Source organism: Longispora albida DSM 44784, assembly GCF_000379825.1.
In the GTDB taxonomy this organism is placed as follows: Bacteria; Actinomycetota; Actinomycetes; order Mycobacteriales; family Micromonosporaceae; genus Longispora; species Longispora albida.
Genome location: NZ_KB903814.1, coordinates 820,834 through 834,936 on the forward strand (window position 1 = coordinate 820,834; position 14,103 = coordinate 834,936).

Annotated in this window: 4 protein-coding genes and 1 riboswitch; all 4 genes read left to right on the top strand. The window is 72.8% G+C overall.

Annotation, left to right across the window (positions count from 1 at the left end; all coding sequences use genetic code 11):
- Nucleotides 1-35 precede the first annotated feature (35 nt).
- The 4 genes from A3G1_RS33805 (at nt 36) to A3G1_RS0107950 (ending at nt 14,068) form a co-directional block, all read left to right on the top strand.
- Entirely contained in the window at nt 36-10,220 is a 10,185-nt protein-coding gene (locus A3G1_RS33805) for a hybrid non-ribosomal peptide synthetase/type I polyketide synthase (protein ID WP_018348941.1), read from the top strand.
- Nucleotides 10,219-10,287, top strand: a riboswitch (guanidine-III (ykkC-III) riboswitch). Its footprint overlaps the gene before it by 2 nt.
- A 16-nt stretch (nt 10,288-10,303) precedes the next feature.
- Nucleotides 10,304-10,573 carry a CBU_0592 family membrane protein gene (locus tag A3G1_RS0107935; protein WP_018348942.1) on the top strand — a complete coding sequence of 90 codons (270 nt, stop codon included), beginning with the start codon at nt 10,304-10,306 and terminating at the stop codon, nt 10,571-10,573.
- 714 nt (nt 10,574-11,287) lie between these two features.
- Nucleotides 11,288-13,225 (top strand): hypothetical protein, encoded by a 1,938-nt coding sequence (locus A3G1_RS38300; RefSeq protein ID WP_018348944.1) that lies wholly within the window; start codon nt 11,288-11,290, stop codon nt 13,223-13,225.
- A 183-nt stretch (nt 13,226-13,408) separates the two neighbouring features.
- Nucleotides 13,409-14,068 (top strand): O-methyltransferase, encoded by a 660-nt coding sequence (locus tag A3G1_RS0107950; RefSeq protein WP_026211915.1) that lies wholly within the window; start codon nt 13,409-13,411, stop codon nt 14,066-14,068.
- Nucleotides 14,069-14,103 lie beyond the last annotated feature (35 nt).

Genomic DNA, 14,103 nt, shown 5'->3' on the forward strand with positions numbered 1-14,103 from the left:
CGGGAATGTCGTACCCATTGGCTAGCATCGGCCTCATGATCGCAGCTGTCAGTCACGGTCCGGCCCTGCCCGCCGACTCCGGCCTGCCCAGCACGCTGCCCGAGGCGCTGGCCACGGCCGCGGCACAGCACCCGGCACACGGCGTGCTCTGCGCGGGCCAGGCCCGCGATCTCCTCACCTACCCAGAGCTGCTGAGCAGGGCGGCCGAGGTGGCTGGCGGGCTGCGCGCGATGGGCGTCGCACCCGGCGATCCGGTCCTGGTCGAGGCCGCGGCGACCCGCGACTTCCTCACGGCTTTCTGGGGCTGCGTCCTGGCCGGCGCACTGCCAGCGCCGGTCACCGGCCAGATCCAGCAGGCTGCGGCTTCCGCTCTCGGCAACCCCCTCTTCCTCGGCACCGGCGGGGTGGACGTCGCCCGGCTGACCGGCCCGGCCCTCGCGCCCCACCGGCCGCAGCCCGGCGACGTGGCGCTGCTCCAGCTCAGCTCCGGCAGCACCTCCGGCACCCCGAAGATCATCCCGATCACCCACCGGGGCCTGCACGAGCTGGCGATCGGCGCGCGGGCCGGCCTGGGCATCTCGGCGGCCAGCCTCCTGCACAACTGGCTCCCGCTCGACCACTCCGGCGGTTTCCTGCTGTACCACGTGACCCCCGTCTGGCTGGGCGCATCCAACATCCACACCCCGACAGCGTGGATCCTGGAGGAGCCGGGCCGGTGGCCTGGCCTGCTCGCCCAGGAGGGGGTGACGCACAGCTGGGCACCCAACTTCGGGTACCAGCTCACGGCGCAGGCCATCGGCGGCCGCCGGTGGGATCTGTCCAGGGTGGAGTCGCTGGCTTCCGGCGGCGAGCAGATCACGCTCCGCGCCGTGGAGGACTTCCTGGCGGCGACCGCACCGTCCGGCCTGGATCCCCGGGTCCTGATCTCCGCATGGGGCATGGCGGAGACCGCGACCGGCATCTGCTTCGCCCGCCTGTCCGACCCAGGCGTCCTGCACCGCGTGCGCGGCGAGAGCCTCGCCGGCGAGCTGGAGCCGGCCGCCGAGGACGACCCTGACCAGCGCGTCTTCTTCAGCGTCGGGCGCCCTTCTCCCGGCGCGTCGTTCCGGATCACGGGGGATGAGGGCGGGGTGCTACCCGAGCTGCACATCGGCCACCTCCAGGTCCGCTCGGCGCGGATCACCTCCGGCTACTGGGGCGATCCGGTGTCGACGGCGGCGGTGTTCACGGCCGACGGCTGGTTCGACACGGGCGACCTTGCCTTCATGTCCGGCGGCCAGATCACGATCACCGGCCGGAGCAAGGACGTCATCATCCTCAACGGCGGCAACCACTACTGCCACGAGATCGAGGCCGCGGCCGGCGGCGGGCTGGTCGCGGCTGTCGGGGTCCCCGACCAGGCAACCGGCACGGAGGAGCTGGTCATCTGCCACGTCCCCCGGGCTGGCGAGACGGCTGAGGCCGCCGGGCAGCGGATCCGCGCGCAGGTGCACGACCGGCTCCAGCTCACCGTCGCCCGGGTCGTCGCGATGACCGAGGCTGAGTTCCCCCGGACCAGCAGCGGCAAGATCCAGCGCGGGAAGCTCCGCGACTGGCTTCTTTCAGAGTCCACATTGGATTCCGTACCGGGAGGCGCGACCACCCAGTTGCCGGCCGTCGCCGTGGAGGCGGCGCCAGCCCCGCCGGCGGGTACCACGCGCCTGTCGGCCAGCGCGGCCCGGAGCCTGATCCTCGCCGCTCTCGGCCGGCCGGCCGATCCGGACACGCCGTTCCACGAGCTGGGGCTGGGCTCGATCCAGCTCATCCAGCTCCGCGCCGAGCTGAGCGCCCGGCTGGGCTGGGAGGTGCCGCAGACGGCCTTCTTCGCGTACCCGACCGTCAGCGCGCTCGCCGCCCACCTCAGTTCCGGCCAGCCGGAGGGGGTGGCTGCGTCCGGTGCGGGCGGGGAGGCCGAGCCCGCCGACCGGCGGGTCGCGATCATCGGGATGGCCGCCCGGTTCCCCGGCGCGGAGGATCCTGAGGAGTTCTGGGCAGCGCTGCTGGCCGGGAAGGACAGCGTCCAGCGCTTCGCCGGCCTGCCAGAGCACCTGGTCCCGGTCACGGGGGCGCTCGCAGACATCGAGGGCTTCGACGCCGGCCTGTTCGGGATCGGCGAGCGCGAGGCCGAGCTGCTCGACCCGCAGCACCGCCTGTTCCTTGAGGTGTGCCACGGCGCGCTGGAGAACGGCGGGTACGGCGTTCAGCCGCCCGGCGCCCGCATCGGCCTGTACGCGGGCAGCGGCATGAACCTCTACACCGGACAGACCCACTCCCGGCGGCTCGGCGAGCCCGGCGACCCGGTGACCGCGATCCAGGCGGCGATCGGCAGCCAGCCGGACTTCCTCCCGTCCCGCGTCGCGTACCGGCTCGGGCTGACCGGCCCGGCCGTCGCCGTGCAGACCGCGTGCTCGACCTCGCTCGTCGCGGTGCACCTCGCCGTGCAGGCCCTGCTGTCCGGTGACGCCGACCTGGCGCTGGCCGGGGCCGCCGCGGTGCACGTTCCGCAGGTCACCGGGTACGAATGGGCGGAGGGCTCGATGCTGTCCCCGACCGGGGAGATCCGGCCCTTCGACGCGGCGGCTGACGGGGTCGTCGGCGGTAACGGGGTCGCCGCTGTCCTGCTCAAGCCGTACGCGAGAGCCCTGGCGGACGGCGACACCATTCACGGCGTGATCCTCGGTTCGGCGATCAACAACGACGGGGCCGCGAAGGCCGGGTTCACCGCGCCGAGCGTCGGCGGCCAGGCCGACGTGATCCGCCGGGCGCTGCGCACGGCCGGGGTGTCGCCCGGCACCATCGGGTACGTCGAGGCGCACGGCACCGGTACGGCGCTCGGCGACCCGATCGAGTTCGCCGCGCTCACCGAGGTCTACGAGCGTCCGCCGGGCGGCCGGATCGTGCTGGGCTCGGTGAAGGCCAACATCGGGCACCTGGACAGCTGCGCCGGGATGGCCGGGCTGATCAGGGCCGTGCTGAGCCTGCGCGAGGCGGCATTCGCGCCGCAGATCAAGTTCGCCAGCCCGAATCCGCAGCTCGACCTGGCCGGAAGTCCCTTCAGGATCGTCACGGCCGCAGAGCCCTGGCCGGCAGGCCCCGGCCCGCGCCGGGCGGCGGTGAGCGCGCTCGGCGTCGGCGGTACGAACGCGCACGTGATCCTGGAGGAGCCGCCGGCCGTGCCAGCGCGGCCTGAGCCGCTGCCACTCGGGATCTATCCGGTGTCCGCGATGACGGCCGAGGGGCTGGCTGAAGTGGCCCGCCGTCACGCCGAGTACCTGCGCGCCAACCCCGGCCTGCCGGCTGCGGACCTGGCCGTGACCGCCGGAGCTGGCCGCCGCCACCTGCCGCACCGGTTCGTCGCGCTCGGGACCAGTCCGGCCGAGCTGGCTACGGCCCTCGAAGCCGGTCCGTCCGCTCCGGACATTCCACGCGGCCCGGTCGCCTTCACGTACTCCGGCCAGGGCCTCACCCCGACGGACACCGCCGGCCTCAGCCGGTTCCCGGTCTGGCGCGCCACGTACGAGCGGTGCCTCGCGGCGGCTGGCGGGTCGCTCGGCGTCCAGGGCGGCCTCGTCGCCCAGCAGATCCAGCTCACGGAGCTGTGGCGGTCGTGGGGTGTGGAGCCGGAACTGGCGGCCGGGCACAGCCTCGGTGAGTACGCCGCGCTGTACGCGGCCGGCGTGCTGTCCCTTGAGGACACCATGCGCCTGGTGTCGGTCCGCGATCAGCTCTTCGGGGAGGCGATGGCCCCCGGTGCCATGCTGATCGTCTTCGCCGGACCGGCCGATACGGCCGATGTCGTCGCCGAGCTGGGCGGGGCCGGCCTGGAGCTGGCTGTCGTCAACACCACGGCACAGCACGTCCTCGCCGGGCCGGCCGAGGCGGTCGGCCGGGCCGAGGCCGTCCTGGCCGGGCGCGGCGTGGCCACGCGCAGGCTCGCCGCCGAGCGCGCCTTCCACACGGCGATGGTCGAGCCCGCGCTGCCCGGGCTGCTCGCCGCAGCGGCCGGCGTGCGGTTCAGCCCGGCGCGCATCCCCGTGGTCGGCAGTTCCGACGGCGTGGTGCATCCGGCGGGATGGGTGCCGGCGGGCGATCACCTGGCCCGGCACGCCCGGCAGGCGACTCGCTACGACCTGACCCTGGACGCGCTGGCCGCCTCCGGGTGCCGGATGTTCCTGGAGATCGGCCCGGCGGCCGTGCTGACGGCGGTGGGGCTGGAGCACAGCCCGGACGGCCGGTTGTGGGTGCCGTCGCTGCGGCCCGGCACTCCGGCTCTCGACACTCTCCTGGGCTCCGTCGCCAGCCTGCACACCGCAGGTGTAGCCCTCGACTGGCATGCCCTGACCAGCCACAGTGGAGGCCGCCGCGTGCCGCTGGCCGCTTATCCGTATGCCCGTGACACCCAGCCGGAGGCGGCTCCGGCCGTGCTGGCCGGGCTGCTCGACGGCGCGCTCTCCCGGGTACTCGGCGGGCCGGTCACCGATCCGGACGCGAGCCTGCTGAGCCTGGGGGCCGACTCGCTCATGCTCGTCAACCTGGCTCAGGAGATCGAACGCGACTACGGCGTGAAGGTCAGCCTGAGGGAGCTGTTCGGCGACCTGGGTACTCCGGCACGGCTGGCGGCGGCCGTCCAGGACCGCGGCACGCCGAGACCGGCGATTCCCGGGCAGCGGACTGCTCCCGTCGTTGAACGCCTTGTACCCAGCGCGGACGTCCAGCCAGTGCCCAAGGAGGATGTCCAGCGCGCGGCGCCGCCTGTGCCGGTCGCAGCGGATACCTCTGCGATCGAGCGGATCATCCAGGAGCAGCTGCGGGTGATGAGCCAGCAGCTCGACGTCCTCCGGGGCACCAGCGAGCCCGCCACAGTGTCCTTGCCAGTACCCGCGCCGGTGCCGGTGCCGGTGCGCGAGCCGGTCCAGGGTGGGCTCGATTTCAGCCTCTACTTCTTCGGCGACTACCCGGCCGGGGACACCACCGACGCGTACCAGGCTGTGCTGTCGGCGGCCGAGTACGCCGACGTGAACGGGCTGCACGGTGTGTGGCTGCCCGAGCGCCACTTCCACTCCTTCGGCGGCATCTTCCCGAATCCGTCGGTGCTCGCCTCGGCCGTCGCCGCCCGGACCAGCCGGATCAGGATCAACGCCGGCTCGGTCGTCCTCCCGCTGCACCATCCGATCCGGGTCGCCGAGGAATGGTCCGTGGTGGACAACCTGTCCGGCGGGCGGGTCGGGCTGGGCTGCGCGCCAGGCTGGCACGCCAACGACTTCGTGTTCTTCCCGGAGAACTACGGCCAGCACAAAGACGTCATGTACGACAACCTCGGCACCGTCCTCCGGCTGTGGCGGGGCGAGCCGGTCGCGGCCAGGTCCGGCGACGGCCGCGAGATCGAGGTCTCGCTGTACCCGCGCCCCGTGCAGGCGGTGCCGCCCGTGTTCACCGCGATCGTCGGCAACCCGGACAGCTACCGGCAGGCGGCGGCCGAGCGCGTCGGCGTCGTCACCAACCTGATGACCCAGGGCATCGCCGACCTGGCGCGCAACATCGCGCTGTACCGCTCGGAGTACCCGGGGGGCCGGGTCGTCGTCCTGGTCCACACGTATCTCGGGCCGGACGCCGAGCGGGCCAGGGCCGAGGCTTTCGAGCCGTTCTGCTCGTACCTGCGTTCCTCGCTGTCCCTGCTCGGCCAGGTCGCCAACAGCCTCGGCATGAAGATCGGGGCGGAGACGGCTGAGGACGACATCCAGTTCATGCTGGAGCGGGCCTACGAGCGGTACTGTGCCGAGCGCGCCCTGATCGGCAGCCCGGAGAGCGTCGCGCCGGTCCTCGCGGAGCTGACCGCCGCCGGTGCCGACGAGATCGCGTGTTTCGTGGACTTCGGGCTGCCCGCCGCCGCGGTACGGGCTGGCCTGCCGTACATCGTGCAGCTCCAGGACCTCGTGCCAGCTCAGGCCGCCCGGCACCGCCAGGAGACCGTGCAGCCCGTGCAGCCCGGGAACAACACCGAACCCGCTTCAGTCATCGAGGCTCCGATCGCGCCGGGGCAGCGGCGGCTGTGGCTGTCGGAGCAGCTCGATCCCGGGCAGCCCTCGTACAACGAGGCGGTGGCCATCCAGCTCGACGGCCCGCTGGACGTGGCGGCGCTCCGGGCGGGGCTCAAGGCGCTCACGGTCAGGCACCACCCACTCCGGACCGGGTTCCGGGACGGCAAGCAGCTCATCTACCCGGCCTGGCCCGGCGACCTGACGGTCGAGGATCAGGACGGGGAAGCGGAGGCGGCCGTCCGGGCCGCGATGGCCGAGGAGAGCCAGCGGGCCTTCGGGCTCGGGGCCGGGGAGGTCTTCGCCGCCCGGCTGCTGCGCTTCTCCCCCGCCCAGCACGTCCTCGTCCTGTCGTTCCACCATCTCGCGAGCGACGGCTGGTCGTACAAGGTGCTCACCCGCGACCTGTCCGCGCTGTACGCGGCGGCGGTGACCGGCGAGCCTGCGAGCCTGCCCGAGCTGCCGGTCACGTATGCGGAGCTGGCCGCCAGGCAGGCCGATCCGAGCCCGGCGAGCCTCGCCTACTGGCGGGGGCAGCTCTCCCCCGAACCGCCCCGGCTGCGGCTGCCCGCTGACGGCGCGGGGCCGGGTGAGCGCCCGGGCCGGAGCCTGTTCGCCGACTTCCCGGCCGAGCTGGCCGAGCAGGCGAAGGAATTCAGCCGGGCCGAGGGTGTGACGCTGTTCGCGACGCTGCTGGCCGCGTTCGCCGCGAGCGTGTGCCGGTTCAGCGGGCAGGACGAGTTCGTGCTCGGTACCGGGGCGGCGAGCCGGCCGGCGGAGGCTGCCGACCTGGTCGGTTTCTTCACCGCCACGCTGCCGATCCGGGCCGATCTGACCGGCGATCCGTCGCTGCGCACGCTCGCCCGGCAGCTGCACAACACGTTCGCCGAGGCCTTCGACTACGCGGTGCCGTTCGACGAGCTGGTCCGGGCTGTGGGGCCCGACCGGCTGCCGGGGCGCAACCCGTTCTTCGACGTGGCGATCGAGTTCGAGGGCGATGGCGCGTTCGAGCTGGAGCTGCCCGGTGTCACGGCCACGCTGCTGCGTGCCGGGCTGGACAAGGCTCCGCTCGACCTCATGGTCTACCTGTCGCACGGGGCTGGCGGGATGCGCGCGCACGTCGAGTACACAGTGGATGTTCTGTCGGAGGAGACCGTGCGGGGCATCCTCGGCGTCTTCCGGCAGGTGCTCGGCCGGGCAGTGCGGCATCCGGACGCGAGTCTCGGCCAGCTGCTGGCAGAGGAGGGCGCCGATCCGCTGGCCGGGCCGGTGTCACAGGCTCCCGAGGTCACGCTGGGTGCCCTGTGTGAGCGGTGGGCGGCGGATCCCGGGCCGGCGATCCAGCACGGGAGCCAGGTGTGGACGCATCGTGAGCTGCACGGCCGGGCCACAGCGCTCGCCTCGCTCGTCCACGCGCAGGGCATCGCGCCGGGTGATCTCGTCGCGGTCTGCCTGCCGCGCGGCCCGGAGCTGGCCGCCGCGTGCCTGGCGGTGCTGCGAGCCGGCGGGGCTTTCCTGCCGCTCGATCCGGCGCTGCCCGAGGCCAGGCTGCGCCTGATGATGGCCGACAGCGGCGCGCGCCTGCTGCTCACCCATCGTGGTGGCCTCGAAACCAAGACCCCCATCGTGTACGTGGAGGACGAGGCCCCCGAGGGCTACCAGCTTCCGCCAGTGCCCGCCGATCCGGAGGCACTCGCCTACTGCGTCTACACCTCCGGGTCCTCCGGCACGCCCAAGGGTGTGCTGGTCCCGCACCGGGCCGTGGTCAACACCGTCCACTGGCACCTCGGCGCACTGCTGGACGGCCGGCCGAGGGTGAGCCAGCTGCTCAGCCCGGGGTTCGACGCGGGGATCTGTGAGCTGTTCACGACCCTGGCCTCGGGCGGGACGCTGGTCATCTCGCCGGAGGAGGTGCGCGCCGATCCGGCTGCCCTCGCCGCCTGGCTGACGGCGGAGGCGATCGAGGTCGCGTTCGTGCCTGCCGTGCTCGCCGAGCCGCTGTTCGCCGAGCCGGTCACGCTGCGGGTGCTGATCACCGGGGGCAGCGCGCTGACCGCCCGGCCTCCGGCTGGTTTCCCCGCTGTCGTCGTCAACGAGTACGGGCCGACGGAGAACGGGATCGTCACGACGGCCGGGGTGGTCGCGCCCGAGCCCGCCGCCGGGCTGCCGCACATCGGGCAGCCGATCCCCGGCGTGCGGCTGGCGATCCTCGATCCCGATGGCCGGGCCGTGCCGCCCGGGCTGCCGGGTGAGCTGTGGGCTGCCGGGCGGGGCCTGGCCCTCGGGTACCTGGGCCGTCCGGAGGAGACGGCCGCAGCGTTCGGCACCCTCGACGGCGAGCCCGCGTACCGGACGGGCGACCGGGTGCGGCTGCGGCCGGACGGCAGCCTCGACTTCCTCGGGCGGCTGGACGAGCAGGTGCAGGTCCGGGGGTACCGGGTCGAGCCGGCCGAGGTCACCGCGACCCTGCGGGCCACGCCCGGCGTGCAGGACGCGGTGGTGGTGCCGCGCGGCGACCGGCTCGTCGCTTACGTCGTGTCCACCCGCTCGACGGCCGAGCTGCGCGACCATCTGGCGGGCCTGCTCCCCGAGCCGATGATCCCGTCCAGCTGGATCGGCATGCCGGCCCTGCCGCTCACCCCGAACGGCAAGGCCGACCTGGCGGCGCTGCCCGTCCGGGCGATGCTCGACGAGCCAGCCGCCGAGCCGGCCACGCCAGCCGAGCGCCGGGTGCACGCCGCCTTCACCGCAGAGCTCGGCACGGCCGACGTACCGGCCGACCGGTCCTTCTTCGAACTCGGCGGCCACTCGCTCTCCGCCGTCCGGGTGGCCAACGCGCTCGGGATCAGCCCGGCCGCGCTGTTCCAGGCCCCGACGGTCCGGCGGCTCGCAGCAGTGCTCGACCCGGTCGAGGACAGCGCCCCGGCGACTCCGCAGCAGGCCCAGATGTACCACCGGGCCCGGCGCGCCCCGGCCTCCGCAGCCAGCCACATCGGCCTGCGGATCAACCTGACCGCGCAGGACGGTGAGCTCGACGAGACGGCACTGCGGTCGGCGCTCGACGCCCTGGTCGGCAGGCATCCGGCGCTGCGGACCAGGTTCATCGAGCGTGACGGCCAGCTCCGGCAGGAGGTCGGCGCGCCGCATCCGGTGGGGCTGTCCGTTGTGGACGATCCGGCGGATGTGGACGGCTGGGCGCTGGGCTTCGGCCGGGAGCCGTTCGCGCTCGACGAGCCGTATCCGTTCCGCGCGGGCCTGGCCCGGCTCACGGGCGCGGACAGGCGGCGGAGCTGGGTGCTCGTGCTGGTGATCCATCACCTGGTCGCGGACGGCTGGTCCATGCTGAACCTGGTCTCCGAGTTCCGTGAGCTGTACTCGGCGGCGCTCGGCGGCCGGGTTCCGGCGCTGGTGCCGCTGCCCGCCACGTACCTGGACTACGCACGGCGCGAGCTGCCGGACCAGTCCGCGTACTGGCGCTCCACACTGGACGGCCTGCCGCCGCACGAGCCGGTGCAGACCTCCGGTGACGGCGCGGAGTACGCGTTCTCCGTCCCCGCCGACCTGACACGCCGGCTGGAGAAGATCGCCGCCGCGCAGGGGACGACGCTGTTCCCGGTGCTCGTCGCCGCGTACGCAGAGCTGATCTGCCAGCTCACCGGCGCTGACGACGTGCTCGTGGCCGCGCCGTACGCCTTCAGGGACACGACGGGTGACGAGCCGGTCGTCGGCCTGTACTCGAGCATCCTGCCGATCCGGGTCCGGCTCGCCGGGGTGCAGACGCCCGGCGAGCTGATCGCCCAGGTCCGCGACACGTTCCACGACGCGGTCGGCCATGCCGTCCCGATCGGGCAGGTGTGGTCGGCGGTGCGGCCCGGCTGGGACCCGCGTACCGACCCGCCGCCGCTGGCCTCGGCCCTGATCGCCGTCAACCCGGGCCTGCCTGCCCTCGACCTGCCCGGCCTGCGCGCCGAACTGGTGGACATGGCGCTCGGCTCTGCCCGGCGGGACTGGTCGATGATGCTCGTGCCGGAGGGCGAGGGGCTGGCCGGGGTGGCCGAGTACGCCACGGATGTGGCCGGCCTGACCGCGATCGAGGAGCGCTGTGCGGCGTTCGTGGCGATTCTGGAGGGGTATAGTCGCTGGTAGCCGGGCGGTTTCGTGCCCGGCTCCGGACGAGATGTGCGCCGTACCCGGTCCGCCAAGACGACGCTCACCAAGGAGTGAGTGTCGTGGTGTCACAGCTGGTGCAGATCCTCGGTTCCCTGCTGGTGCTCGCCGGGTTCGCCCTGGCCCAGTACGGCGTGCTGTCGCCCCGGTCGCGGACCTATCTCGTGCTCAACCTCGCCGGGTCGGCCGTGCTCGCCGTGCTGGCCCTTCTCGACCGGCAGTGGGGATTCCTGCTGCTCGAAGGGGTCTGGGCGATCGTCTCGGCCGCCGGCCTGCTCAAGGCCCTGCGCGGCGGCGGCCAGGACACACCGGCCGGCGGGACTGCTCACTAGCCCGCGGGCTGGTCGGCACCGCCCCGGCCGGTGAGGCCATGGCCAGCAGGCCAGCCGCACACGCGAAGGCCAGCCACGCGCGGCACCGCCGCAGGTGTGCCCAGGCCGCCCTGTCAGTCGTAGTGGCGGAACCGGGGCCACGGCTGGCTCGGCTCCCGGCAGACCCGGATCACCACGCACTGTTCCTCGCTGTCGACGCCCAGGCCATTCGGAGCGTGCCCGCGTCGGCACGGTACTCGAAGAACTGGACCGCGATGACGGCGTTCGCGAACTCAGGCCGCCTGCTCAGCAGTTACAGCTCGTTCTGGCCACTGTAGACGGCCGGCAGGTCGCGGCCGTACCGGCCGATCACGCCGGCCTCGCCGGCCCGCCAGCCACAGCCGCCCCGAGCCTCCGCAGAGGATCCGGATGACGAACGGCGGCTGATCGGCGCACCCCACTGTGGATGCTGCCGGGCATCCGGAGCTACAGCCGGGGAAAGCCCGGAGCCCGAGGGGCTTTTCGCCATGGATGCCGGATTTTGGCCCGCGATCACCGCCGGTCCCCTCCCTGCGGACCTGGGCGCGCCCCGCCGGTTCGGTACTGGCGGAGGACCCACCACCGGTCCCAGGTTTAGCCATTTTCCCCGATGACGGTAGTTCGCCTGGCTAGCTAGCATTTCTCACGTTTTACCGAACGCTGATGCACTGAACACCGTTAGGAAACCCCTCTCTCATGAACCCCTCCTTACGCCGTGCTGTCTCCGGCCTGGCCCTGTCCGGCGTGCTCGCCACAGGTGCCATCAGCCTCTCCCAGACCGCGTACGCGGCTCCTGGCCCCGGCTGCGGGCCCGTGACCACCAGCGACGAGGAGACGGCGCGCCGGGTCACGGGTGACCTCACCGGCAAGCTCGCCGGGAAGGTGACCGGATCGCAGGTGTCGTGCGCGCGGGCCATCACCGCCGCCGTCCTCGACCGGGGGCTGACCCAGGACGCCGCAGTGATCGCCGTCACGGCCGCGATCACGGAATCCCAGCTGCGGAACATCCCCGGTGACAACGATCACGATGCCGCCGGCCTGTTCCAGCAGGGTGAGAGCTGGGGTCCGCTCGACCGCCGGCTGGACCCGGCGCAGTCGGCCGGCGCTTTCCTGGACGCGATGGAAAAGGCGTACCCGGGCGGTTCCTGGGGCGGTGTCCCGGCTGGCGAGGTGTCCCAGCGGGTCCAGGCCGCAGACGTGCCGCGAGGCTACGAGGCCGAGGCGGGCGACGCGCGCCGGATCATCGCCGCGCTGACGGCCACAGCCGCACCAGTACCCACGGCCGCACCGTCCACACCGGCCACGTCCGTGCCTGTGCCGACGGCTCCGGCGGCTCCCGCACTGGCGGCTCCCGCATCGTCCGGTTCAGCGCAGGGTGCTTCGGCGGACGGCTGGGGGATCGCCCGGTCCACGGTGATCAGCCGGGCGCAGTACTGGTTCGCCAACCGGGGCCGGATCTACTACAACCAGGGCGGGCGCTACCCGGATCCGCAGGGGAACACCTACCGGACCGACTGCTCCGGGTACGTGTCGATGGCGCTGGGGCTGCCGCGCAGCTACGGTACGGACGACTTCGCGGGCAGCGGCTCGTTCTTCCCGATCAGCCGGTCGTCACTCGCGCCGGGCGACATCCTGAACAACACCTCGGGCCCGTACTCCAGCCACCACGTCATCCTGTTCGACAGGTGGGAGGCTGACGGGGTCCACTTCTCCTACTACAGCTTCGGGTCGACGCCCGTCACCTACGTCCGGCACGCGTCCTTCTCCGGGACGCTCGACAGCCACCCGGCGGGCAACTACCGGGCCTTCCGGTACGCCGGCATCGCCGAGGACGCCGTCGCCGCACCTCCCGCCCCCAAGCCGCTCATGACGGGTGTCGGTGACATCTTCGGCGACGGCCGGCAGAGCTTCGTCTCCATCAGCGGCGGCACGGGGACCCTGTACTACGGCAACGGCTACGGCAGCTTCGCCAGCAGCATCTCGCTGGGCGGCGGCTGGACCGGCACCCAGCAGATCGCCGGGGTCGGCGCGTTCGACGGCCAGCCCGGCCACCACGGCATGCTCGCCCTGCGCACCGACGGTTCCATCTGGCTGTACAACATCATCAACAACGGCGGCAGCGCCACCTTCGCTGGCCCGCCGGCCCTCGTCGACCGGGGCTTCAACGGCACAGTGGCCCTCGCTGGCGTCGGCGACGTCTTCGGTAACGGCCGGCAGAGTTTCGCCGTGGTGCTCTCCAACGGCTGGGCGAAGCTGTTCTACGGCAACGGTTCCGGCAGCTGGGCGACCAGCATCTCCCTGGGCGGCGGCTGGAACGGCACCAGCGCGATCTCCGGTGTCGGCGACTTCGCCGGCCGCGGCGGGCGGGGCCTGCTCGCCCAGCGCACCGACGGGTCGACCTGGCTGTACAACGTGATCAACTCGTCCGGGTACGCCACGCTGGCCGGTCCGGCTTCCCTGGTCGACCGCGGGTTCAAGGGCGCTGGCGCGATCGCCGGCGTGGGCAACTTCGACGGCGGCCACGGCACGGACTTCCTGTACAGCCACGACGGCGAGCAGTCGCTGTACCTGGTGAGCGGCAACGCCACCGGCTCGTGGCGCTACGTGTACCGGATCACCGGCGGCTGGCGCTGATCCTGGGCGGTCCAGCACCGCACAGCCCGGCCCGGCACCGTCAGGTTGCCGCGCCGGGTCCCAGGCTCGCCGCGACCTCGGCAGGATCGGCAGGACACGCCCTCAGCCCCGGTGAGGAACACGGGGGCAGGAGTGCACCGGTTCGCCAGCTCAGGTGCCCGGGACGGCGGGTAGCGTGTGGACATGTCTACCAGAAGCCTCACCCTTGACGAAGCGCTCCAGTCCTATGTGGTGGCCCGTATCCCGTCCCAGGATCAGATCGTCACCGACCTGATCGCCGAGACCCAGGCGAACCTGGGCGGGGCGGCCGGCATGCAGATCGCCGCGGAGCAGAGCGCGTTCATGACCCTGCTGACGAAGATCACCGGCGTGCGGTTCGCCGTGGAGGTGGGCACCTTCACCGGCCTGTCCTCCCTGTCGATCGCCCGGGGCCTCGAGCCGGGCGGCAAGCTGCTGTGCTGCGACATCAGCGAGGACTGGACCGGCGTCGCCCGCCGGTACTGGAACCGGGCGGGTGTCAGTGACTCGATCGAGCTGAAGATCGCCCCGGCCGCCGAGACTCTGGCCGCCCTGCCCGCAGAGCAGAGCATCGACCTCGCGTTCATCGACGCCGACAAGACCGGCTACCCGGTGTACTGGGAGGAGATCGTCTCCCGCCTGCGGCCCGGTGGCGTCGTGCTGGTCGACAACACGCTGTGGAGCGGCCGGGTCGTCGACCCGGAGGCGACCGACGCCGACAGCGTGGCGATCCGCGCGTTCAACGACATGGTGGCCGCCGACAAGCGTGTCGAGTCGGTCATCCTGCCGATCGGCGACGGCCTGACCCTGGCCCGGAAGGTCTGACTCTCACCCTGAATGCCTGACGACGGGGTGGGCGT

Excerpts from the sequence above, each read along its gene's own strand:
- A3G1_RS33805 (WP_018348941.1), top strand. The coding sequence starts at position 36 with ATGATCGCAGCTGTCAGTCACGGTCCGGCCCTGCCCGCCGACTCCGGC.
- A3G1_RS38300 (WP_018348944.1), top strand. The coding sequence starts at position 11,288 with ATGAACCCCTCCTTACGCCGTGCTGTCTCCGGCCTGGCCCTGTCCGGC.
- A3G1_RS0107950 (WP_026211915.1), top strand. The coding sequence starts at position 13,409 with ATGTCTACCAGAAGCCTCACCCTTGACGAAGCGCTCCAGTCCTATGTG.